The following is a 20362-nucleotide window of genomic DNA, read 5'->3' on the forward strand; positions in this document are numbered from 1 at the left end:
GTATCTTTCCGGTTTGTCGGTGCATCGGATCAAGTCCTAATTATAACGTGGTCCCTAGGCAAAAGCCTATAGATAAAAAGTTCAATTCGATTGACAATTACGGCACGCGAGCGGGACTTCACCCTTACCAACGCCAATAACCCGAAGAAACCTTGCGGTCCTTCGGGCCGATTCTATTGGGCTGAACTTTAGAAAATACGCCGGCTCCAGCCTCTAAGCTTAGCGAATGTCTCGACAAAGAAATAATCTCCGTAGATCAACGAAACGTTCACGTTCTGGTTGGCCGGCTTGTGGCCGGTTCCCTGCAGCAGGATCGCCTCATGCTGCGGATCATCCCAGGTGGCGTACTTTGCTGCCAGCGAGCCGAGGATGCGCTCGGCCGCTGCCCGGTAAGGTCGGCCAATCGGCTCATCCAGCAAGCCCGCCAGCTCCAGCAAGCCGGATGCGGCGATCGCTCCAGCCGAGGTGTCGCGTGGAACTTCTTCTCCCTCCTCTACTTGCGATGCGCGGAAATCCCACGGCGGAACGCTGTCCTCCGGCAACCCGGCGATAAAAAAGTTCGCCACGCGCTGGGCCGCGCTTAAGTACGCAGAGTCGCCGGTGTAGCGGTACGTATTCGCCAGTCCGTAAAGCGCCCAAGCGTTTCCCCGGCTCCAGGCGGAGTCGGGACCCGCGCCTTGCCCGCCAAGCGCCTCTATGCGTTCACCCGTTTCCGGGTCGAAAGCAACGATATGATGGGTAGAACCGTCCGCTCGCACGAACTCTCTCATGACCCTATCCGCATGAGCTCTGGCGATATGGGCAAACCGCGGATCCCCGCTTTCCTCGGAAGCCCAGAATAACAGCGATACGTTCATCATCGTATCGATAATTGACCAGCCGGCCTTATCGCCGCCGTTCCATGCCCGAATATAACCGCCCCGCGGGTTGAAGCGCCCGGCCAGGTAATTCGCCGCAAATAACCCCCGGCGAAGAGCGTCTTTGTCGCCTGTCAGCTTATATTTGAAGACCGCCGTTGGCAAGTAGTGGAAACCTACGTCATGATCAAAAGCGTTCTCCTCCTGGAACAACTTAAACAAGCGTTCATCCCAAGACCAGGCGGCGTCCTTTAGGGATTGTTCCCCCGTCATGTCATGCATCAGCCACAGGATGCCCGGCCAGAACCCCGAGGTCCACCAATCCAGCCTTGTATCGTCATAGATTCCGTCCGATCCCGCAACATGGGGGCACTTATTCCCCAGAGATGCCAGCATGCGGGGTACCTTCGCTTCCAGCCGCGACCAAACCTCTTCACTGATCGTTTCCATGGTCGTTGTCATGCTTCTCCTCCTACACGATTTCTAGTCGATTTGTCTTCCCATCCATTTAACCTTACCCCTTCAACGATCCCACCATAACGCCTTTCACAAAATAACGCTGTAAAAAGGGATACACGCACATGATCGGGAAGGTAGCCACAATAATCGTCGCGTACTTGATCGTCTCCCCGATCTGGAACCGATCGCCGGCCGAGGCGCCGATGGACATGCTATCCGTCGAGTTGGAGATCAGGATCTCGCGAAGCACGAGCTGCAGCGGGAACAGCTCCCGACTTTTGATGAACACCGAGGCATAAAACCAACCATTCCATTTATCCACCGCATAATACAAAATCATCACGGCGATCACGGGCATCGAGAGCGGCAAAATGATCCGAAACAGAATCGTAAAATGATTCGCCCCATCGATCTTCGCCGATTCCTCCAAACTGTCCGGAATTCCCATAAACGAGGTTCGCATGATGATTAAATTAAAAGTGCCAATCGCAAACGGGATAATCGTGGACCATAGCGAGTCCAGGAGGCCAACGCCCTTGACGACCAAGTACATGGGGATCAGACCGCCGCCGAAGAACATTGTGAACACGATGAGGAACATAAAGACCTTGTTCCACATCACGTTTTTGCGGGATAACACATAAGCCCCTAAGGCGGTCATAAAAATGTTGACGGTCACCCCAAACACGACGATAAACAACGTATTGCGAAACCCTACCCCGATCCCCGGGTTAGCCAGCACGCTCCGATAAGCTTCCAGACTGAAGCCAACCGGCCTCCATAACAGCCCTTTGTAGGCCAACAGACGCGCCGGATCACTGAAGGAGGCAAACAAGACATACAACAGCGGATATAAGGTAGCTATGACGAGTAACAGTAACAGCGTATAATTCACGAGATTAAATAACCGATCCAACCAACTGCTTTCCGTCTTCATCGCTTTCACCTCACCATAAGCTGTTTTCATTCACTTTGCGGCTGATGTAGTTCGCGGAGACGAGCAGCGCGAGATTGATCACCGAATTAAATAACCCAACGGCGGAGCTGTAGCTCCAGCCGAATTCCAGCAGACCCTTGCGGTACACGAACGACGAAATGACATCCGCCGTCTCGTACGTGACCGGGTTGTAGAGCAGAATGATTTTTTCGAAACCAACATTAAGCAGATTCCCCATCCGCAGGATGAACATGATGGTGATGACAGGCAGCAGCCCCGGTAGCGTGATATAGATCATCTGCTTAAGCCGACTGGCTCCGTCCATTCGCGCCGCCTCGTATTGCTCCAGATCGATGCTCATCAAAGCCGCGATATAAATAATCGATTCCCATCCGATGCGCTGCCAGATCTCAGACAACACATAAATCGGCCGGAACAGCTCCGGCTTCTGCAGCATCGCTTGCCCATCGTACCCCAGCAGCATGAACAAGCGGTTTATCAAGCCGTCTGCATTGGTAAAATCAGTAATGATGCCGCAGATCACCACCAGGGAGATAAAATACGGCATGTACGTAATCGTTTGTACGACCCGTTTAAAGTAGCGGCGGCGCACCTCGTTGATCAGCAAGGCCAAGAGAATCGGTGCCGGAAACTCAAACACCAACGTATATAAACTGATGAGTATCGTGTTTTTGAGCACCCGCAGGAAATAGTAGCTTCCGAAGAAGTCCTCGAAATGCTTCAGTCCAACCCAGTCGCTCCCGAGAATCCCCTTGATCGGGGTGAAGTCCTTAAATGCGATGATCGCGCCGTACATCGGGCCGTAATGGAAAATAACATAATAGGCGATGACGGGAATCATCATCAGATACAGGTATTTGTTCATCCGGAAGTCGCGGACGAAACGTCGTTTGAAGGAGGTTGGTTTGCTCATGCGTGTTCGGATACACCCCATTTCTATTCGGGAGGGCGTACGCGCCCTCCCGCATTGCGATTACCGGCTGTTGTAACGCTCCAGTGCCGCCGTCTGGATCTCGATCGCCCGGTCTAGGCGAAGAGACTTCATCTTCTCCACGTAGCTTTCGAATTGGTCGACAGACTCTTCACCCAAAATGATCTTGATCGTCATCTCATCCACCAGCGTGTTGATATCGTTCATAATCGCCGCATATTCCGAGCTTTCTTCAGGCGTTGGCGTGATCGGAGGCAGCTGGTATTTCGCGGCATCGGTATTCTTCCAGATTTCGATGGCATCCCGCTGCGTTTGCAGGGCGAAGAACTGCTCCGCGTAACGTTTGTCTTGCACGAACGGTCCGTTATAGCTGCCGCGGGCGTGTAACGAGATCGCTTGCGCCGGCGCAAGTTTGTCGGGGTTCTTCAGGAGCAAGTCCGTGTATTTCGGATACCCGTCCACCATCTCGTAGCTTACGCCTTCTTCCCCGAAGTTGAAGAACATATGCCCTTCCTCGCTGTAACCGTAATCCAGCAGTCGTACCGCGAGCTCCGGATCCTTGGACGCCGTCGTTATCGCGACCGTTCCTTCGGACGAGTACGCCTGATTCCGCTGTCCGAATTTCGGCTTGTCGCCTTTGTTCAGCACCGGATAAGGGGCAGCCACCAGCACCGCCTTCGGATCGTTCGCTTCCACTAGCGGCTGCCACTTTCCGATCCCGCCGCCGGCGTTGCCGATCGTGGCACCCGTGGCGCCGGCAGCAAGGTTACTGTCCATCGCTTTGGAGTCGACCGTGGCGATATTTTTATCAAGCAACCCTTCCTTGTACCAGCTCTGGAACAATCTTAAATATTCTTTGAAGCCGGATTCCGCGGGTCCGAACTTAATCGCGCCGTCTTCTTGGTAGAAGCCAAGCGTCACTCCATAAGCGCCAAGGAACGCCCCGTTGTAAGATTCATTAAAGAATCGTGGCTTGCTGACCATCGAAAGCGGAGCAGCGGCTCCCTTCTTCTCTTTGAACGCTCTTAGCGTTGCGGTCCACTCATCGATGGTTTCCGGCACCGGTAGTCCTAAGTCATCCAGCCAGTCCTTACGGATGATGGGTCCCTGGAATACCCGCAGGTACTCATCCCCCCGGATAAACGGGAACACGTAGTAGCTGCCGCTATCGGTTTTTACCATTTTATCGATATCCGGATTCTCCTCCAGATACTTCTTCAGATTTGGCGCGTGCTTGTCGATGAGATCGTTCAGGCGGAGAATGTATCCATCACTGATCGCTTTCTCAGGTCCGCCGGGAAAACTCATGAAATTGTATTCGATCATATCCGGCAAATCACCCGATGCCAGCATGACATTTAGCGCCTCTTTAGCTTGACCGGCTGGCGGTGACGTAAATTCGAGTTGAACCCCGGTTTTCTCCTGCCACTTCTGAAAGAAAGGCACGTCGTTAAGCGAGTTCACCACTCCGATCAGGTTTCCTGTCAGATCCCCCCAATACGTTAGCGACTTATCGGTTTGAATGGGATAGGTCGTCGCCTCCGTCACCGACGTATTCCCTCCTGAATTGACTCCTTCTTCGTTCTGAGTTCCACGATTCGCCTGCCCTCCATTTGAGCAAGCCAGCAGCGTGGTTCCAAGCAAGCCGATGGCCAGACCGGTTGATACCCATCGGGTGATCGATCTTGTGTTCATGAACCTTCCCCCTCCATAATGAGTGATAGTCATTAACCCATCCCCAGCATAAGGGTGGTGATCAGGGCGAGCCTATGGGCAAAACCTCCAATGGAATGTTGATTTCGTTCGGGGTCAATTGATCATTGATCTAATGGGGTTGATGATATGTAAAAAATGCCCACCGAACGCTTAGGTTCAGTGAGCATATGTGGGACCAGATCGGGGTTAATCTAGATGAGCAACGGCGCTGATTTCGATCAGTTGCTCCGGCGACGCCAGGTAAGTCACGCCAAGCAAGCTGCCGGCCGGCCGATGTTCTCCTACATAGTCCTTAAACAACCCAAGGACAGCTTCAAAATGCTCCTGTGGGTGGGTCAAATAAATCTCCAGATAAGCAAGGTTCGCTCTCTTGGCTCCAAAGCTCTCGAGCACGCGATCCAGATTGTCGAGCGTCTGTCGGGTTTGGGCCTCGATATCCCCCGCACCAACAAATGCGCCTTGCGCATCGTGGGAGAATTGTCCTGAAATGTAGAGTGTCCCGTTCACCGCGTAGCCCTGGGTAATACCGTGATCCCATAAATCATGATTGTACGTTTGGATATGTGCCATTGTTTTCTCTCCTTTACATCAAAGTAAGGATAGTATAAACTGGGCACAAAATAATAAGTAGTACGCACTATTTAGATAGGTACTACCCGAAAGGATAGTGTAAAGATGGGAACGGCGGATTACCAAGGCGAAGGTAACATTCACGAAACACCGTTTGGGTATACCCTGTCAGTCATCGGCGGGAAGTGGAAAATGTTGATTATATACCTCCTGGCGGAAAACCAGCCGGTTCGCTTCAATGAGCTAAAAAGACGGATCGGCCCAATTACTTATAAGATGCTCAGCTCCCAACTTAAAGAACTGGAAGCGGATGGTCTGGTGGATCGGAAGGAATATCCGCAAGTCCCTCCTAAGGTTGAGTACCGGCTAACCCCGAAAGCAGAAACCCTTATCCCCGTGATGGAACAGTTATGCGATTGGGGAAGGAGCAATTTATGAAATTGGAGCGATTGATCTCCATTGTCTACAAACTGCTAAATCATGACGTTTTGTCTGCAGCCTTGCTAGCCGAAGAGTTTCAGGTTTCCCAAAGAACGATCTATCGGGATATCGATGTGCTCTGCGCGGCAGGCTTCCCGGTTGTTGCGTACCAGGGAACCAAAGGCGGATACGGCATTATGGACGGTTATAAGATGGACAAAAGCTTGCTCGGTACCTATGATGTGGCCTCCCTCATTACCGTGTTGAACAGTCTCTCCTCCGTATTTGAAGACGAACGCGCGCAAGGAACCATCGAGCGTTTGCAAACCATTGAACCGGAATATCGGATGCCAAGCCTGTCCGTGGATTTGGAGACTCGTCGGACGGCTTTCGGCGTGCTCCCTCTTCTGCGCTCGGCCATTACCCAGCGAAACCTCGTTCGCTTCGAGTACATCAATGCTCAAAATGAACGCCGGACTCGCGAACTGGAGCCGCTGCGCCTTCATTTCAAATTCGGCAATTGGTACGTCTACGGATATTGCCGTTCACGTCAGGATTATCGGGAATTCCGCTTATCGCGAATGTTGAATGTGATGCTGACGCAGGATACGTTTGGGCCGCATCTTGAAGCCTTGGAACAGAACGATCTCGGTCAGAAGACTGGGGAGGATAAGGATCAGATGGAAGACGTCGTGATCCGGGTCCGTCCCGAGGCGTTGGCGGATGTGATGGATCATTTTCAGTTGGCGGAGAAGCAATTTCACGACGATGGGAGTATGACGGTACGCATATCCGTGCATCAGCCCCTTAACGCGCGCTGGCTTTGGTCCATTCTGCTTAGCTTCGGCAGCGGCGCCGAGGTCCTTGAACCCTTGGGGCTTCGCGACATCGTCAAAGAACAACTTCAAAAGGCGCTTCAACTTTATGAAGAAGTATGACAGTCTGTTGTCATACTTCTTTTTTTATAATCAGGACATCAACAACTAAAGGAGAGATTCGAAAATGACAACGATTCCAGAAGAGATGTACAAATATCACACTTGGGCGAACCAAACGATCCTGGGAAGAATCCGGGAGCTCCCTCCTTCCGTATTAAGCCAAGAAGTCAACACCTCGTTCCCCACTTTGGCCCATGCCCTGAGCCATATCTATGCCGTGGATCAAATGTGGTATCTGGTGCTAACCGGGATGGAGATGCCGGAGGCCTTTCAAGCCACTCGTCCGTTAAACGAACGTGTCCTGGAATCCCTGGATGATTACGCCCATGCTTATAACGAGTTAGCCGAACAGTTCAGCACCTGGTTCCAAGGCCAACCCGATTTGGAGCAAAGCGTGCTGTTAAATAATCCGTTCGCCGGTCCCCGCCAAACCCGCCTGTCGGAAATGGTGCTGCATCTCGTCAATCACGGATCGTATCACAGGGGGAACCTATCGACCATGCTGCGTCAGCTCGGCCACGCTTCCACCATGAACGACTATGCGCTGTATTGGTATCAGGAACCAGCGGCAACTCGGGGTTAAAACGATGGACATCCATCATTTGCTTCCGTTGAAATCAAGAGAAGAACTGAGGGTATGGCTGCAGGAGAATAGCCGGACTGCGAATTCATGTTGGGTCGTAGTGAGTATGAAGCGGGCTCCGGATACCTTGTTATATTTGGATGCGGTCGAAGAAGCGTTGTGCTTCGGCTGGATCGACAGTACCAAGAAGAAAATCAACCCAACAGAGACAGCCCAACGGCTGTCTCCTCGTAGGTTGAAGAGTTCATGGACGGAATTAAATAAAGCGCGAGTTCGTCGCCTGGAGAAGCTGGGGCTCATGACGGCTGAAGGACGAAGGGTTCTTCCTGAGATGGATCCCGATTCCTTTCAGATCGACAGCGTGATCGAACAACGGTTGCAAGAAGATCCGCAAGTATACGAGAACTTCCTGGCTTTCCCGGCGCTTTATCAGCGCATTCGCATCGACACGATCCAAAGCGTCATCCACCAGCCCGAATTATTTCAAAGCAGACTGGATAAATTCATAAGCCATACAAGATCTAATCAAATGTATGGGCAATGGCATGATCATGGGCGGTTGCTGGAGGACTAGCGGATTCGACTAACGATTCACTCGGAAGTCACCTTAAAGATTTCTTGCTGCTGGGTTATCCCATCGCAGTTAGACAACCGCTTACTTTGCTTAAGCGCCTCATTCTATCCTCCCTGAAAAAGACCTGAACTCTTATTGAACGTTAGAAAACTTGCGAGAGTTGTTCCGATACGTCGTCGGGGATATCCCCTTCTTGGACGTGAACTGTTTGATGAAATAGGTGTCATATTCAAACCCGGTCGCGCGCGCAATATCGTTGAGGTTCATATCGGTGTGGGTTAAGAGCTCACATGCCACCTTCAATCGATAAGAGAGCAAGTAGACCATCGCGGTCGAACCGCATCTCTCCTGAAACAGCTTATTTAACGTTACGCGGTTCAAATGGGCGGTCTCCGTCAAGTCCTCCAGCGTTATCTTCCTGGAATAATTCGTGTGGATATACTCTAACACTTGGTCCACTGGGGAGGGTTCGCGATATTGATTCAACTCCTCCAGCAAGCCTAGTATCTGAATGAGATATTTCTTAATGCGACACGCCCACCGCTCATCGCTTTGCGCCATTACTTCCATGCCAAGCACAAAAAACCATTCAAAGATATGCGGATAGGCGCTTGCGGTGAGTCGGGGGATGCCTGGATAAGGATCCTCTCTTCGAAACAGCGAAAGCCCGGTTTGGATGCTGGGGGCCGACGGAAAATACATCTCCGTTTCGGATAACCTAACGCTGTTCAGGAAATCGGGATGAAAATGAAAGGCTTGAGCAGCCACCTGGTGCATGTCTGTCACGTTCAGCTCATCGTGTTCAGCCAAGCATAGGACAGCTGGAGCAACTAGAGAGATGGGATGTTCGTTTAAGGTCCCGTGCATGCTTCCGGAAGTAATCAAGACCAGAGCCCGCCGCTCTGGACAAGGAAGTCGCCTTAAATCCTCTTTCGGGACAAACTCAATGTTAACGGTTCGGTTCTTGTATCGGTCTAATAACGGCATGGCCTCACCTATCAAATCGTATAGTCAGATCCTTCATATATGCCAGTGTATCACATCTTTTGGGGGGATATAATGAACGATGTAGCAAGAGAAGGAGGAAAACCCTATGGCACTAGAGCCCTTTCACATTCACGTTTCCGAAGAAATCTTGGACGATTTGAAGAACCGGCTCCATCGCGTTCGTTGGCCCGATCAACCCCATAACACCGGATGGGACCGGGGCACGGAACGATCGTATTTGCAATCCTTGGTGTCCTACTGGAAGGATCAATATGACTGGCGAGCCCAAGAAGCCAAGCTAAACCGTTTCTCCCAGTTCCGCACTCGCATCGATGAGATCGACATCCACTTCGTGTATGAGCGCGGGAAAGGACCGAACCCCCTGCCCCTGATTCTCACCCACGGGTGGCCCGACAGTTACCTTCGTTATGAGAAAATCATCCCGCTGCTTACCGATCCGGTCAGTTACGGCGGCCGCGCGGAGGACGCTTTTGATGTCATCGTCCCCTCCGTGCCCGGATTCGGGTTCTCCAGCCGCCCTGCTCGTCCAGGTATCAACAACTCCCGTGTCTCAGACATATGGGCGAAGCTCATGACCGAGGAGTTAGGTTACGAGAAGTTTGCAGCTGCCGGCGGGGATATTGGCTCCGGAGTGACCCGATATCTGGCCGCAAACCATCCCGAGCTGTTGTACGGCATCCATCTCACGGACATCGGGATTATACGAGCACTCATGAATGCAGCGGATGAGTCAGGACTTTCCGAAGAAGAACGGCGATATCAACAAGCGGCTACGGCATGGGTAGCGCAAGAGGGCGGCTATATGTCCATTCAGTCGACACGCCCCCAAACGTTAGCTTTTGCCCTGTCCGATTCTCCCGTCGGATTAGCCAGCTGGATCCTTGAGAAGCTCCGTGCCTGGAGCGATTGCAACGGAGATCTCCGGCAGCGATTCACGGAGGACGAACTACTCACACATATCATGATTTATTGGGTCACGAACACGGTTGGATCGGCTGCCGAGATGTATTATGAAAATGCTCATACGCTGCCGCCCCTAGGTTATATCACAGTTCCGACCGCGCTTGCTTTGTTCAAGGCGGATATCTTACCCCCGCCCAGAGAATGGGCTACGCGCCATTTGAATGTAACCCGTTGGACTTCCATGCCCCGAGGCGGTCACTTTACCGCCATGGAAGAACCGGAGCTGATGGCTGAGGATATCCGCGCATTCTTTAGGTCGTTCCGAACAATACGTCCTGCCCAATCCCATGGATAATCCAAATTCAAAGAGGCCAACCGCTTGGTTAGCCTCTTTGGTGTGGAACTTCCTATGTTTAACCCTTTTTGCACTCCAGCAACCGGTCTTATTCCGAACATTTGGGTTCACCCGAGGTCTTGCGCGGCCCATCCGGGCTCATCTACGCGGATGGCCCCTTCTCCAATGAGCGTCTTTAACCTTGCCTCTAGCGTTGCGAGTTCAGCGACGCCGATTTGCTCTTCCCAATTCTTACGCAGGTCATCGAAGATCGCTTCCCCCTGCCGCATCACTTCAAAGCCGAGAGGGGTCACTTGCAGCCGTTTGCGACGTGCATCATGCGGGTCCGATTCACGCGAGATGTAACCTCGGTCGAGAAGAACGGCGATGGTCTTCGATGCCGCCTGCTTCGAGACCGACATCCGACGACCCAAATCCGAGGCGCTATCGGCACCTGCTCCAATCGCTCGCATCGCGAAGTCATGAACAGGACGAAAATCGTCATACCCGCGAGCGGCCAGTTCAACCATAGCAGCATCAACAAGCGTACGGTAGCCTCCCAGGAGGAGGAGGGCAAGATCAGCTCCAGATCGAGACATAAGGGATCCTTCCTTTGTAAGCGTGTTTCTATTTACTTTACCCCATCGCACCCTCCTTTTCCAGCATTTTTTGCTTGTTTATCAACCCAAGCTCAAGCCCTGTCGACACTCTCAAGGAAGTCGAGGACCGTCGTCGATAGAGCCGTCGGCGCCTCCATAGCAACGTAATGACCAACGCCTTCAAGTTGCACAGATTGGACCATCCCGGTCGTGATCTGCCTTACGGTACTCTCGGTAAACGTTCCACCGCCAGCACCTACAGCCAGAACCGGCATGGTCAATGGATGTGTTTGGGCGATTGCCTTAATGCTGTCGCCTTCCGTGAGCATGGACTGGTAGAGACCGATCGCTCCACGCCAGCCGCCCGGACGAGAGTAAGTACGGACGAACTCGTCAATGTCCGCATCCGTGATCGCTCCCTGAACTGCGATCATGGAAGGAAAGGCCCACTCCCCCAGGAACTCCCTTTCGTGGTTGACAAGGAGCATTTCGGCGATACCGGGTGCTGCCAAAACGCCAATATGCCATGAGCCGCCATGCGTGATGTCGCCCAAGCTTTCAAGGCCGAATCCGGCAAGCCCCATCTCGATGGCGGTGAAACTGCGAACATCTTCCGGATGCATGGCAGCGAGTCGGAAGACCGTTGCTCCGCTAATATCTTGCCCCGTGAGGTGCACCGGACCTATGCCGAGCTGCCCGATGAGTTGATGCAAATCCTCAGCAGAAGTCGTGCTGTCATAATCCCCCTCGTCATGGCTTGAATCACCGAAACCGCGTAAATCGACCGCGAATACCCGATGGTTTAAGGCAAGTAAAGGAATGAGTTTGTGAAAAGTCCACCAGGTCTCCGGGAACCCGTGGATCAAAAGGATCGGGGATCCGGTAGTCCCAGCGGACACGTAATGAATCGTGGCACCGTTAACGTGCGCGGTGTGATGCGTAATCCCAGGAATCGATGTGTTTGATGTTGTACTGTTCATCATTCTTCCTCCTCATTTAGACAACCAAGTTGTCTTGTTTGTTTCCAATATAGTCAACTAGGTTGTCTATGTCAAGTGGTTTTTCAATTTGAAGAGCAATACAACACAAAGAAGGCTAACCGTTTGGTTAGCCTTCTTGTGGAGTGGTTTCTATGTTCAACCCTTGTGGCAAGATTCAAAAATATCATCAATCAGCTTCAAGACCTTGCGAACTTCCTCATTCTTCACGATCGGCTCTGCCCCTTCGCGAACGACCTCATAGAAGTTTTGATAGAACGGGACGAAATCCGCTTTGGCTTCCGGGAAGGCCAATTTCTCGGTGGCTTCTTCCGAAGGAGGCGCCATCGTTTTGGTGAGTCCCACACCCGCTTGAATTGGTGTTGGAGCCGCTACATCCTTGCGACCGGTAGCCGCGATGATCTCGCCGGACAAATCCCAATCGTTAATCTTCGCGGTTCCTTCAAGACCCTTCACATACCAACGAGGGAGCTTGGTATAGTTGGTGGTCCCTACCTCGACTAGTGCTCTCACGCCATTTTCGAAGGTGATGTAGCTCATGAATCCGTCATCCACTTCATCGCCCAAGATATAACTCAAATCCGAGTGCACGCTTTGAACGGGACTATCGACCAGCCAAAGCAGTTGATCCAGCAAATGGACTCCCCAATCGAGCAGCATGCCGCCGCCGTGCTTCTCCAAATGACGCCAATCGCCTGGGATGCCATTGGCTCCTTGAACACGGGTTTCAATTTGGAAGATGTCCCCGATCGTCTTGTTCTGATACAACTGACGAATGATCAGGAAATCCGGGTCCCACCGACGATTCTGGTGAACCATAAAGACGTTTCCGGTCTCTTTGGCAACCGCCAGAATCTCGTCGAGCTCATCGGTATTCATCGCTACAGGCTTTTCGCAGACCACATGCTTACCCGCCCGCAGAGCTCGGATCGCGATTTCTTTATGCGAATCATTAGGTGTCGCAATCAGAATCGCTTCGATGTTGCTATCCTTTAAGACTTCATCCAGGCTTTCATAAATATGAAGGCCTTTCCCTTTGGAGATTTGCTGTCTTTCTCCGGAGATATCATAGGTCCCCACCACATGGAAACGAGTGCTCTCCGCAGGGATCAAGTTGTGGGCATGGTAAGAACCCATACCGCCATAGCCGATTACGGCGAAATTGATGATTGACATCGCGTTAGCTCCTTTACGCCCACCACATGGCTGAGGGTTGTTCATGAATCATGATCGATTTCAAGTTGGTAATGGCACGGGTTAAACCTTCGTCAACCGACATAATTGGATCCTCATGCTCAATGCTTAACACATAATCGTAACCATATACGCGCAAGGCGGAGATGATATCCGACCATACCTTCAAGTCATGGCCGCAACCTACCGAACGGAAGGTCCAGGCCCGAGTCTTCACATTCCCGTAGGGCTGCATGTCGGTTAAGCCGTACATATTGATGTTATCCTGATCCAAATAAGTATCCTTCGCGTGGAAATGGTGGATCGCACCGGCCTCCCCAAGAATCTTGACGGCAGCGACCGGATCAATCCCCTGCCACCACAAATGGCTTGGATCCAAATTGCAGCCGATGGCTTTGCCGGTCGCTTCCCGCAGCTTCAACATGGTGTAAGGCGTATGCGCCAGGAAGCCGCCATGGAGCTCAATCCCGATCTTCACGCCCGCCGCTTCGGCCTCCGTGTTGATCTCTTTCCAATACGGAATCAATTTATGTTCCCATTGGTACGTGTAGCTGTCATCATATTCGGTTGGCCAAGGCAATACCGGCCAGTTGACTTGGGTATCCGCCGCGTTCCCACCCGATACGCCGGAGAATCCATTGACAACCGGAACGTTCATTAGGCTTGCCAGCTTGATTGTCTTACGCAGTAATTCGTCCGCTTCTGCAGCCACTTCTTTAACCGGAGAGATCGGGTTGTTATGGCAGCTGAGCGCGGAGATCTCCAAGCCCTTATCGGCTAATTTAGCGAGATATTCTGTTCTTGCTTCACTGCTTGCCAATAACTTATCGATATCCAAATGCGCGTTGCCCGGATAGCCGCCGGTGCCAATTTCCACCGTCTGCAATCCCTTCTTGGCAACCTCCTCGATCATCTCATCAAAGCTTAATGCGTTAAACAATGGCGTAAATACTCCCAGTTTCATCGACAATCACTCCTTATTTTTCGCGTGCTTCATAGTGACCATAGACAGGATACCCATTTTGGGTTGGAGCGCACCAACGAATCCCGTTCTTGATGACCTTCTGCACTTTCTCGTGATAATAACTTGGATAGGTTTCATGTCCAGGTTGGAAGTAGAAGATCTTCCCGTTTCCACGGCGGTAAGTACAACCGCTGCGGAAGACTTCGCCCCCAGGGAACCAACTGATAAAGACCAATTCATCCGGTGCCGGAATATCGAAATGCTCGCCGTACATCTCTTCTTTATCCAATTCAATGAAATCGCCAATTCCTTCCGCGATTGGGTGGCTCGGGTTCACGTTCCAAATGCGGCAGTGTTTGCCGTCTTCCCGCCATTTGAGATCACAGGAAGTGCCCATGAGTTTCTTGAATATTTTCGAGAAATGTCCCGAATGCAGCACAACAAGACCCATGCCTTCAAGAACCCGTTTATGCACGCGATCCACGATTTCATCCCGCACTTCATCATGCGCCATATGTCCCCACCAGATCAAGACATCGGTGTCCTCCAATACTTCTTCCGTCAAGCCATGCTCCGGTTCGTCCAAAGTCGCTGTCTTCACCTTGAACTGGTCTTCGCTCAAGAACTTCGCCAATTGCCCATGAATGCCCTCCGGATACATGTCCTGAACGGCCTGGTCGGTTTTCTCATGCCGAAATTCGTTCCATACGGTTACTTGAATCATGGATATCTCTCCTTGATCTTATAGGTACACGGGTTCGCCGGTTTTCGAGGATTTATAAATCGCTTCTAGGATTTCCGTAACCACTAAGGCTTCCTCCGGCTTCACGACAGGTTCGGTATCATTTAGGATGGCTTGAATCCAAGAATGGGCTTCAAGAACTTCCGGTCTCTCCCCTGCGCCATCGTAGAAGGCAACGCCCCCGGTTTGCAGTTCAATCTTCTTCTCATACAACAAGCTGTGATCTTCGCCGTTGATGGTCAAGCCGTTGTTCATATCGGCGCCCGCTTTGGTTCCGCAGAGCGTCGTTTTGGCTTCTTTCACATCCAGGCTGTTCAGGGCCCAACTGGATTCCAGGAAGATCGTTGCCCCGTTCTCCATCACCACAAATCCAAATGCGGAGTCTTCCACGGTGAATTTCTCAGGATCCCAAGGTCCCCAAGCATTCGCAGCATTAGGCGTTTGGGATAAAGCATGATACGTTTTCCCAACCACGTATTTCGGCTTGTAATTGTTCATCATCCAGAGTGTCAGGTCCAACGCATGCGTGCCGATATCGATCAATGGCCCCCCGCCTTGAGCTTCCTCATCCAGGAACACGCCCCAGGTTGGAACGGCACGACGGCGAATCGCATGGGCTTTTCCAAAATAAATCTCTCCCAAACCGCCTTCTTCGCAAAATTGATGCAGATATCTCGAATCGGTCCGGAAACGGTTTTGATAACCGATCGTTAGCTTCTTGCCGGTACGCTTGGACGCTTCAATCATGCTTCTGGCTTCTTCAGACGTCTTCGCCATCGGCTTTTCGCACATGACGTGACAGCCTGCTTCCATCGCTGCAATCGAAAGGACGGCATGCGAGGAGTTTGGCGTACATACGTGTACGACATCCAAATCCGTATTGGCTAACATGGTCTTGTAATCCTCAAACACCTTGGCATCCGGGGTTCCGAATTTCGCTTTTGCTTCTTCGGCGCGTTCAACGATGATATCGCAAAAAGCCACCATTTCCACTTCTTCAACCTTAGAAAGAGCTGGCATATGCTTGCCGCCTGCGATCCCGCCACATCCGATAATTCCAACTTTTAATTTCATCATTTACCTCCTGAAAGCGTTTCTATTGTTGAATTCATTATAGCCAAATCTGAAGCCGCTTTCTTCCCGCTTTTCTCGCAAAAAACTCCTGAATATTGCGCTGCCTTCGCCCAAAAAACAAAGGGCTTAAACGAGATCCACTCGTTCAAACCCTTTGTTATCAAGGCTTATTCAGATTTTTTCGATACTGCAGCGGCGATTGCCCTACCTCATCCTTAAACACATGATGAAAGGTTTTCACGCTGGCAAACCCGGCTTTCTCGGCGACCTCGATCATCGGAATATTTTCGTTGGCCAAAATGAATTTTGCCTGATTTACCCGATACTCCGTCAGGAACTGCATGAACGTTTGTCCCGTATTGGTCTTGAAGAAACGCGTGAAATAATACGGGCTGAAGCCCACGAATTTCGCAACGTCTTCCAGCGTAATGATTTCCCGATAACGATTCTCCACATATTCAAAAACCTGATTTAGCATATCCAACGTTTCTTTGTGTTGAATGGCGGAACGTTTCGTAGGCACTGCAGGGGTCGATCGCCTTGGCAGATGCAAATAGAATTCCCCTATCAATTGATACAGATACCCGAGTGTCAAATAATTCATCCCTACGGGTTTACTCTCTTCGACCTCATATAAGTGAACCAGCAGCTCCGTAGCTTTCTGAGCAAGCGACTGCGGCCAGTTACGGCTCAGCGGCTCTCCCGATTCAAAGAGACTCAACAAAGAATCTTCGGAAACCCGCAAGATCCTCTCATCGAACAGCATCAGGTTAAACTGATAAACATATCGTTCACTATCCGGCGAAGCCAAGAAATAGTGGGCTTTTCCGCTGGGAAAGAAGAAGATCTCCCCTTCCTCCAACTGAACGATATCTTCATCAACGCCGATGTTCACCTTGCCTTTGCGCGAATAAATGATTTCGATTTCTTTATGCCAATGCGGATAGACAATCGTCATCCCGTCATTTAAAAACGTTCGAAACGGAATGGAATCCTCGAATTCCGGGATTTCCAAATAGTCGCTCATACACCCGTTGACTCCCCATGCGTTGTATTTTACATATTCAGATTGATTATAAGGGAGAGCGCTCCACGGGACAACCTCATTCCTTGAATATCTGACGTGCTGCGGCGTCAACAGGCAAGAAAACCTGGATTTGCGGATACGCCTGGTTCTTCACGGAGGCTGTCGTCATTTGCTTCCACCAAGCGGCTAACGCTTGCCACAGTTCTTATATCGCCTAAAACTACTGCTTTACGATTCTAACGCTTACTACAAGGCTTATCCCCCTACTTTGCTGCCATTTCACTCGGTTTTTGCGCAAATAGCGTGTTTCAGCGTCGTTAGATATTCGGGAGAACGAATTTTGCCAAAATAGCATCGCTCACCCGCGTTAGCGCCAAGGTCATGTACAGATTGTGACGATCCATCCACTATCGCTAAAGCAAAAAGGCCGACTCGCTCTGATCTCAGAGGAATCGGCTTGTTCTTAGTTGGTCTTGAGCCTGACCGGAATGAAGGCTTCCATTTGAGCCGTCCCCGTCGCCTTAATCACTTCCGGAGGCGTAATGATATGTCCCATCGCATAGTGATTCGTCCTTTGGTCCAGAACGAAATTTTCGGATTGCTCAATCCAGGCCAAAGCCTCATGATACAACCGGTCATTTGCTTCGTGGTCACCGTCTTTGTAATGATAGGTGAGGTAGGAACCGCCTTCAAAGTCCATCACTTCAAAACCTTCGGCGTCCATCTCATCGGTCAAAGCGTACATCCACACGAGGCCTTCCTTCTCCGCGTCATAATACAAGAAGTCTCTTGGCATGAAACCATCCCGCGGCGCGGGTTTCAGTTTGGAGAAGTAAGCATTGAACTTTCCGAGGACTCCATTTTCCGAAAAATCAGCGTTCTTATCCACCCCGGAAGATACCGCCTTAAACGGTGGGATCGAAATGATTCGAAATTGCATCGTTCGCCCTCCTTAACTTAAATTGATGTTCATATTGCAATCCACCAAAATACGCCAAACCGATCGATCACATTCGAGCAATAGGCGTTCCAATCGCACGGCCCCGGTGGGTCGATGACCGTACCACCTTCTTGTAGAATGTCAAACGCCTGCCGGACCGCCTCCTCGCTCCCCATGTCGTAGACATTGAAAGCCATGGTCTGCCAGGACGTTTTGGGGCTGGTGTCGCATTCCTTCGGTGCTTCGCTGACGGCCATGAACAGCTGACCGTCTCGCATCAATTCGCAGTGCATGTACTCATTTCCCGCTTCATTCTTGATTTCAAGAACTTTCTCTAACCCAAACGCTCGACAATACCGTTCGACCGCATCCAAGCTGCCTTTAACATAGACTTGTGAACTGATTTTCAGAATAAGCCCTCCTCTACTTGAGCAAGTGCTTTGGGACTGAATCATCGATAGCTCATCTTGCTTCTCCTGATCGTAGCCTATCGTTCCAGCATCTACCATATCATTTTTCACTCGGTATTTTATGACGATTTCCATATTCTTGTCGATCAGTTCTTTGTATAGTATTATTTATGTAACAAGACCAAGTGCGGCTAACACTTGGCCTCGACAATTGGCTTGGATGGGCTCCCTTCTAAGTCTTTCATGTGGAAAAACCCACCTTCGGCTCTAACCTTGGGGTGGGTTTTTACTTTCTCCTGATTCATGACTTCGAATAAACCTCGTCAACCATCGCTCGAAGCTGCTGGCAATCGATCGCTGTTGCTTCCAGCGGCGGATAGTTCTGAAACTCCTCTTGTTCCACAATTAACCATGGGATATCCAATCGTTTAGCCACCTGGACATACTCTTTCATCGGCAGAATGCCGGAGCCAATCTCCGTGCTTTCTCGAGGAGAATCCTGCATATCTTTCATGTGAAAAAGACCAATCCGATCCTTATGTGCCTCTAACCAAGGAAATGCGTCAACGCCGGAGTCAGCCAGCCAATACAGATCCACTTCCAGATTTATATGTTTCGTATGTTGCACCATCTCATGCAGGATGTCAAAACCGGGGATCTCCGTAAACTCATTGGCGTGATTATGATAGTAAAACTCGAAACCCTCCGCCTCCGCCTTCTTCGCAATCTCCTCCATTTCAGCAATGAAGCCTTGCCAGCCCTCCAAAGTTTCAAAAGTGGCATAAGGGATAACAATCCGAGAATTTCCGATCTCCTTTTCGAAAGCCAGCGTTTTCTCAAGATCATTCTGCAGGGCTTCAAAAGAAAGATGAGAAGCCGCAACCCGAAGTCCTAACTCCTCCAGATAACTCTTCACTTCCGCAGCGCTTCTTCCGTGATAGCCGGCAAATTCGACGCCATCATAGCCGCTCCGTTTCACTTCTTTTAACGCCTCATAGAAGTTGTCTTTGCATGCATCCTGAATGCTCCATAGTTGCAACGCAATTTGGGGTTTCATTGAATCTCCTCCTTTCTCGAGATTATTATAGCTAAATTGTTACTTTACACAACCTAAAAACTCTTCTGAAGACCAAGGCGAACGCCGAAGCATGAATGTTTTGTTATCTGTAGAAGGGGCCCTCCAGTTCAGAGAGCCACAGGACGTGGCTCTTTGAACCTTCTATGTGTTATGTCAAACTTATTTCATAAATTCGAGAACTACTCCCCCATGGATGATATCCATCCCCAATATACTTGAAACCATAATTCTCATAAAAACCAGTTATTTCCGTACACAAATACAATGAATTAAAACCCAATTTCATTGCATCTCGTTTTATTCTCTCAATTAGAAGATTAGATAAGGCGTTACCCCTATAATCTTCTTCTATATATAATGCACAAAGCCAAGGATATAAATCTCCCCTACTAATAAAATCATTTGATATCAATCCTGCACATCCAATGGTTCTATCATCATCCACTAGCAAGTACCAATTTGGAAATGGGGTAGCACAATGATAAATGCTATCCTTATACACATTGTACGTATTTTCGTTACCCCATTTTGAATATATGTATTCAAGTGCTATCTGTGTGATTTCTGGATTTTCTAATACAGACTTAATATACAAAATGTCCCCTCCATAAACTATTAATATTGCTGTTAATCGATTTTATCCCCGCCGAAGGACACTTACTTAAGGCGAAATATCTCACTATGATACATTTTTTTCTTTTGTGTTATTATATAGGTAATAAAAGCCAAGTTCAGCGAACACTTGGTCAGTACATTTGGCTTGGATGGTTTATTCCCTTCTAAGTCGTATAGGAACAAAACCCACCTTTGGCCTCAACCTTTGGGTGGGTTTTTACTTTCTCTTGTTGCTATTATTGATGTATGTTAAAAGAGCAAGAATGAACATTCCAAAGAGGAACCTATCGTTAATGCATCTTTCGCTTCCATGGCTTCACCTCCTTTCGAAGGGAAACCATGCCCGCCCAAGATTCAATTATACTTTCCTATTTATCCAGTGGAATGAATAACATCCGTACGGTTTAAGGATATTCTCTGCACTAGCGTAAATTTCATCTACCGTTCTTGTATTCACTTTTAGCTTTTTT

Annotated in this window: 23 protein-coding genes; 5 read left to right on the forward strand and 18 right to left on the reverse strand. The window is 50.2% G+C overall.

Going from position 1 to position 20362, the window contains the following annotated elements; all coding sequences use genetic code 11:
* Positions 1–188: 188 nt before the first annotated feature.
* The 5 genes from MKZ15_RS12810 to MKZ15_RS12830 form a co-directional block, all read right to left on the reverse strand.
* Entirely contained in the window at positions 189–1319 is a 1131-nt protein-coding gene (locus MKZ15_RS12810; RefSeq protein ID WP_339816433.1) for a glycoside hydrolase family 88 protein, read from the reverse strand.
* Between the two features lie 52 nt (positions 1320–1371).
* Positions 1372–2253, reverse strand: a complete 882-nt coding sequence (locus MKZ15_RS12815) for a carbohydrate ABC transporter permease (RefSeq protein WP_155607933.1) — start codon at positions 2251–2253, stop codon at positions 1372–1374.
* 10 nt (positions 2254–2263) lie between these two features.
* Positions 2264–3187 (reverse strand): ABC transporter permease subunit, encoded by a 924-nt coding sequence (locus tag MKZ15_RS12820; protein WP_155607932.1) that lies wholly within the window; start codon positions 3185–3187, stop codon positions 2264–2266.
* A 60-nt stretch (positions 3188–3247) separates the two neighbouring features.
* The gene (locus tag MKZ15_RS12825; protein ID WP_339816434.1) at positions 3248–4900 is read right to left on the reverse strand and encodes an extracellular solute-binding protein; all 1653 of its coding nucleotides are present in this window, start codon (positions 4898–4900) and stop codon (positions 3248–3250) included.
* Between the two features lie 207 nt (positions 4901–5107).
* Positions 5108–5491 (reverse strand): RidA family protein, encoded by a 384-nt coding sequence (locus MKZ15_RS12830; RefSeq protein ID WP_339816435.1) that lies wholly within the window; start codon positions 5489–5491, stop codon positions 5108–5110.
* A gap of 105 nt (positions 5492–5596) precedes the next feature.
* Here MKZ15_RS12830 and MKZ15_RS12835 point away from each other — a divergent pair, with 105 nt between their 5' ends.
* From MKZ15_RS12835 to MKZ15_RS12850, 4 genes are all read left to right on the forward strand, one after another.
* Entirely contained in the window at positions 5597–5929 is a 333-nt protein-coding gene (locus tag MKZ15_RS12835; protein ID WP_155607929.1) for a helix-turn-helix domain-containing protein, read from the forward strand.
* A complete protein-coding gene (locus tag MKZ15_RS12840; RefSeq protein ID WP_339816436.1) occupies positions 5926–6849 on the forward strand; it encodes a YafY family protein in 924 nt (307 codons plus the stop codon). Before MKZ15_RS12835 ends, MKZ15_RS12840 begins: the two co-directional genes overlap by 4 nt.
* 64 nt (positions 6850–6913) lie before the next feature.
* Complete coding sequence (locus MKZ15_RS12845; RefSeq protein ID WP_339816437.1) at positions 6914–7432, forward strand: DinB family protein; 519 nt, start codon at positions 6914–6916, stop codon at positions 7430–7432.
* 4 nt (positions 7433–7436) lie between these two features.
* Positions 7437–8006: a YdeI/OmpD-associated family protein gene (locus MKZ15_RS12850; protein ID WP_339816438.1), complete on the forward strand. Its 570-nt coding sequence runs from the start codon at positions 7437–7439 to the stop codon at positions 8004–8006.
* Between the two features lie 132 nt (positions 8007–8138).
* On the opposite strand, the gene MKZ15_RS12855 is transcribed toward MKZ15_RS12850, so the two are convergent.
* Positions 8139–8891, reverse strand: a complete 753-nt coding sequence (locus MKZ15_RS12855; RefSeq protein WP_339816439.1) for an AraC family transcriptional regulator — start codon at positions 8889–8891, stop codon at positions 8139–8141.
* Between the two features lie 208 nt (positions 8892–9099).
* Between MKZ15_RS12855 and MKZ15_RS12860 the strand changes: the two genes are divergently transcribed.
* Positions 9100–10272: an epoxide hydrolase family protein gene (locus MKZ15_RS12860; protein ID WP_339816440.1), complete on the forward strand. Its 1173-nt coding sequence runs from the start codon at positions 9100–9102 to the stop codon at positions 10270–10272.
* A gap of 107 nt (positions 10273–10379) precedes the next feature.
* Here the strand turns inward: MKZ15_RS12860 and MKZ15_RS12865 are convergent, their stop codons facing one another.
* From MKZ15_RS12865 to MKZ15_RS12920, 12 genes are all read right to left on the reverse strand, one after another.
* Complete coding sequence (locus MKZ15_RS12865; RefSeq protein ID WP_339816441.1) at positions 10380–10850, reverse strand: MarR family winged helix-turn-helix transcriptional regulator; 471 nt, start codon at positions 10848–10850, stop codon at positions 10380–10382.
* Positions 10851–10942: 92 nt separating this feature from the next.
* The gene (locus tag MKZ15_RS12870) at positions 10943–11749 is read right to left on the reverse strand and encodes an alpha/beta hydrolase (RefSeq protein ID WP_339816442.1); all 807 of its coding nucleotides are present in this window, start codon (positions 11747–11749) and stop codon (positions 10943–10945) included.
* Positions 11750–11986: 237 nt separating this feature from the next.
* Positions 11987–13024 (reverse strand): Gfo/Idh/MocA family oxidoreductase, encoded by a 1038-nt coding sequence (locus MKZ15_RS12875; protein ID WP_193416125.1) that lies wholly within the window; start codon positions 13022–13024, stop codon positions 11987–11989.
* A 13-nt stretch (positions 13025–13037) separates the two neighbouring features.
* Positions 13038–14006 carry a sugar phosphate isomerase/epimerase gene (locus MKZ15_RS12880; protein WP_339816443.1) on the reverse strand — a complete coding sequence of 323 codons (969 nt, stop codon included), beginning with the start codon at positions 14004–14006 and terminating at the stop codon, positions 13038–13040.
* Between the two features lie 13 nt (positions 14007–14019).
* Positions 14020–14730: a ThuA domain-containing protein gene (locus MKZ15_RS12885; RefSeq protein ID WP_155607919.1), complete on the reverse strand. Its 711-nt coding sequence runs from the start codon at positions 14728–14730 to the stop codon at positions 14020–14022.
* Positions 14731–14748: 18 nt separating this feature from the next.
* Positions 14749–15822: a Gfo/Idh/MocA family oxidoreductase gene (locus MKZ15_RS12890; protein WP_155607918.1), complete on the reverse strand. Its 1074-nt coding sequence runs from the start codon at positions 15820–15822 to the stop codon at positions 14749–14751.
* 160 nt (positions 15823–15982) lie between these two features.
* Positions 15983–16849, reverse strand: coding sequence for an AraC family transcriptional regulator (locus MKZ15_RS12895; protein ID WP_155607917.1), 867 nt, complete (start codon positions 16847–16849; stop codon positions 15983–15985).
* Positions 16850–17312: 463 nt separating this feature from the next.
* On the reverse strand, positions 17313–17789 hold the full coding sequence (locus tag MKZ15_RS12900; RefSeq protein ID WP_339816444.1) for a GyrI-like domain-containing protein: 477 nt from the start codon (positions 17787–17789) through the stop codon (positions 17313–17315).
* 29 nt (positions 17790–17818) lie between these two features.
* Entirely contained in the window at positions 17819–18298 is a 480-nt protein-coding gene (locus MKZ15_RS12905; protein WP_339816445.1) for a hypothetical protein, read from the reverse strand.
* A gap of 202 nt (positions 18299–18500) precedes the next feature.
* Positions 18501–19256 (reverse strand): sugar phosphate isomerase/epimerase, encoded by a 756-nt coding sequence (locus MKZ15_RS12910; protein ID WP_339816446.1) that lies wholly within the window; start codon positions 19254–19256, stop codon positions 18501–18503.
* Positions 19257–19425: 169 nt separating this feature from the next.
* Positions 19426–19872 (reverse strand): GNAT family N-acetyltransferase, encoded by a 447-nt coding sequence (locus MKZ15_RS12915; RefSeq protein ID WP_339816447.1) that lies wholly within the window; start codon positions 19870–19872, stop codon positions 19426–19428.
* Positions 19873–20109: 237 nt separating this feature from the next.
* On the reverse strand, positions 20110–20163 hold the full coding sequence (locus MKZ15_RS12920; protein ID WP_339822409.1) for a hypothetical protein: 54 nt from the start codon (positions 20161–20163) through the stop codon (positions 20110–20112).
* Positions 20164–20362 lie beyond the last annotated feature (199 nt).

It is taken from the genome of Paenibacillus sp. FSL R7-0216, from assembly GCF_037969915.1.
GTDB classification, from domain to species: Bacteria; Bacillota; Bacilli; order Paenibacillales; family Paenibacillaceae; genus Fontibacillus; species Fontibacillus rhizolycopersici.

What these genes read in the sequence shown, in the direction of transcription:
- MKZ15_RS12900 (WP_339816444.1), bottom strand. Translation starts at nt 17,789, where the DNA reads ATGCAATTTCGAATCATTTCGATCCCACCGTTTAAGGCGGTATCTTCC.
- MKZ15_RS12825 (WP_339816434.1), bottom strand. Translation starts at nt 4,900, where the DNA reads ATGAACACAAGATCGATCACCCGATGGGTATCAACCGGTCTGGCCATC.
- MKZ15_RS12820 (WP_155607932.1), bottom strand. Translation starts at nt 3,187, where the DNA reads ATGAGCAAACCAACCTCCTTCAAACGACGTTTCGTCCGCGACTTCCGG.
- MKZ15_RS12835 (WP_155607929.1), top strand. Translation starts at nt 5,597, where the DNA reads ATGGGAACGGCGGATTACCAAGGCGAAGGTAACATTCACGAAACACCG.
- MKZ15_RS12860 (WP_339816440.1), top strand. Translation starts at nt 9,100, where the DNA reads ATGGCACTAGAGCCCTTTCACATTCACGTTTCCGAAGAAATCTTGGAC.
- MKZ15_RS12890 (WP_155607918.1), bottom strand. Translation starts at nt 15,822, where the DNA reads ATGAAATTAAAAGTTGGAATTATCGGATGTGGCGGGATCGCAGGCGGC.
- MKZ15_RS12810 (WP_339816433.1), bottom strand. Translation starts at nt 1,319, where the DNA reads ATGACAACGACCATGGAAACGATCAGTGAAGAGGTTTGGTCGCGGCTG.
- MKZ15_RS12905 (WP_339816445.1), bottom strand. Translation starts at nt 18,298, where the DNA reads ATGGTAGATGCTGGAACGATAGGCTACGATCAGGAGAAGCAAGATGAG.
- MKZ15_RS12830 (WP_339816435.1), bottom strand. Translation starts at nt 5,491, where the DNA reads ATGGCACATATCCAAACGTACAATCATGATTTATGGGATCACGGTATT.
- MKZ15_RS12910 (WP_339816446.1), bottom strand. Translation starts at nt 19,256, where the DNA reads ATGAAACCCCAAATTGCGTTGCAACTATGGAGCATTCAGGATGCATGC.
- MKZ15_RS12840 (WP_339816436.1), top strand. Translation starts at nt 5,926, where the DNA reads ATGAAATTGGAGCGATTGATCTCCATTGTCTACAAACTGCTAAATCAT.
- MKZ15_RS12845 (WP_339816437.1), top strand. Translation starts at nt 6,914, where the DNA reads ATGACAACGATTCCAGAAGAGATGTACAAATATCACACTTGGGCGAAC.
- MKZ15_RS12875 (WP_193416125.1), bottom strand. Translation starts at nt 13,024, where the DNA reads ATGTCAATCATCAATTTCGCCGTAATCGGCTATGGCGGTATGGGTTCT.
- MKZ15_RS12850 (WP_339816438.1), top strand. Translation starts at nt 7,437, where the DNA reads ATGGACATCCATCATTTGCTTCCGTTGAAATCAAGAGAAGAACTGAGG.
- MKZ15_RS12880 (WP_339816443.1), bottom strand. Translation starts at nt 14,006, where the DNA reads ATGAAACTGGGAGTATTTACGCCATTGTTTAACGCATTAAGCTTTGAT.
- MKZ15_RS12815 (WP_155607933.1), bottom strand. Translation starts at nt 2,253, where the DNA reads ATGAAGACGGAAAGCAGTTGGTTGGATCGGTTATTTAATCTCGTGAAT.
- MKZ15_RS12865 (WP_339816441.1), bottom strand. Translation starts at nt 10,850, where the DNA reads ATGTCTCGATCTGGAGCTGATCTTGCCCTCCTCCTCCTGGGAGGCTAC.
- MKZ15_RS12885 (WP_155607919.1), bottom strand. Translation starts at nt 14,730, where the DNA reads ATGATTCAAGTAACCGTATGGAACGAATTTCGGCATGAGAAAACCGAC.
- MKZ15_RS12895 (WP_155607917.1), bottom strand. Translation starts at nt 16,849, where the DNA reads ATGAGCGACTATTTGGAAATCCCGGAATTCGAGGATTCCATTCCGTTT.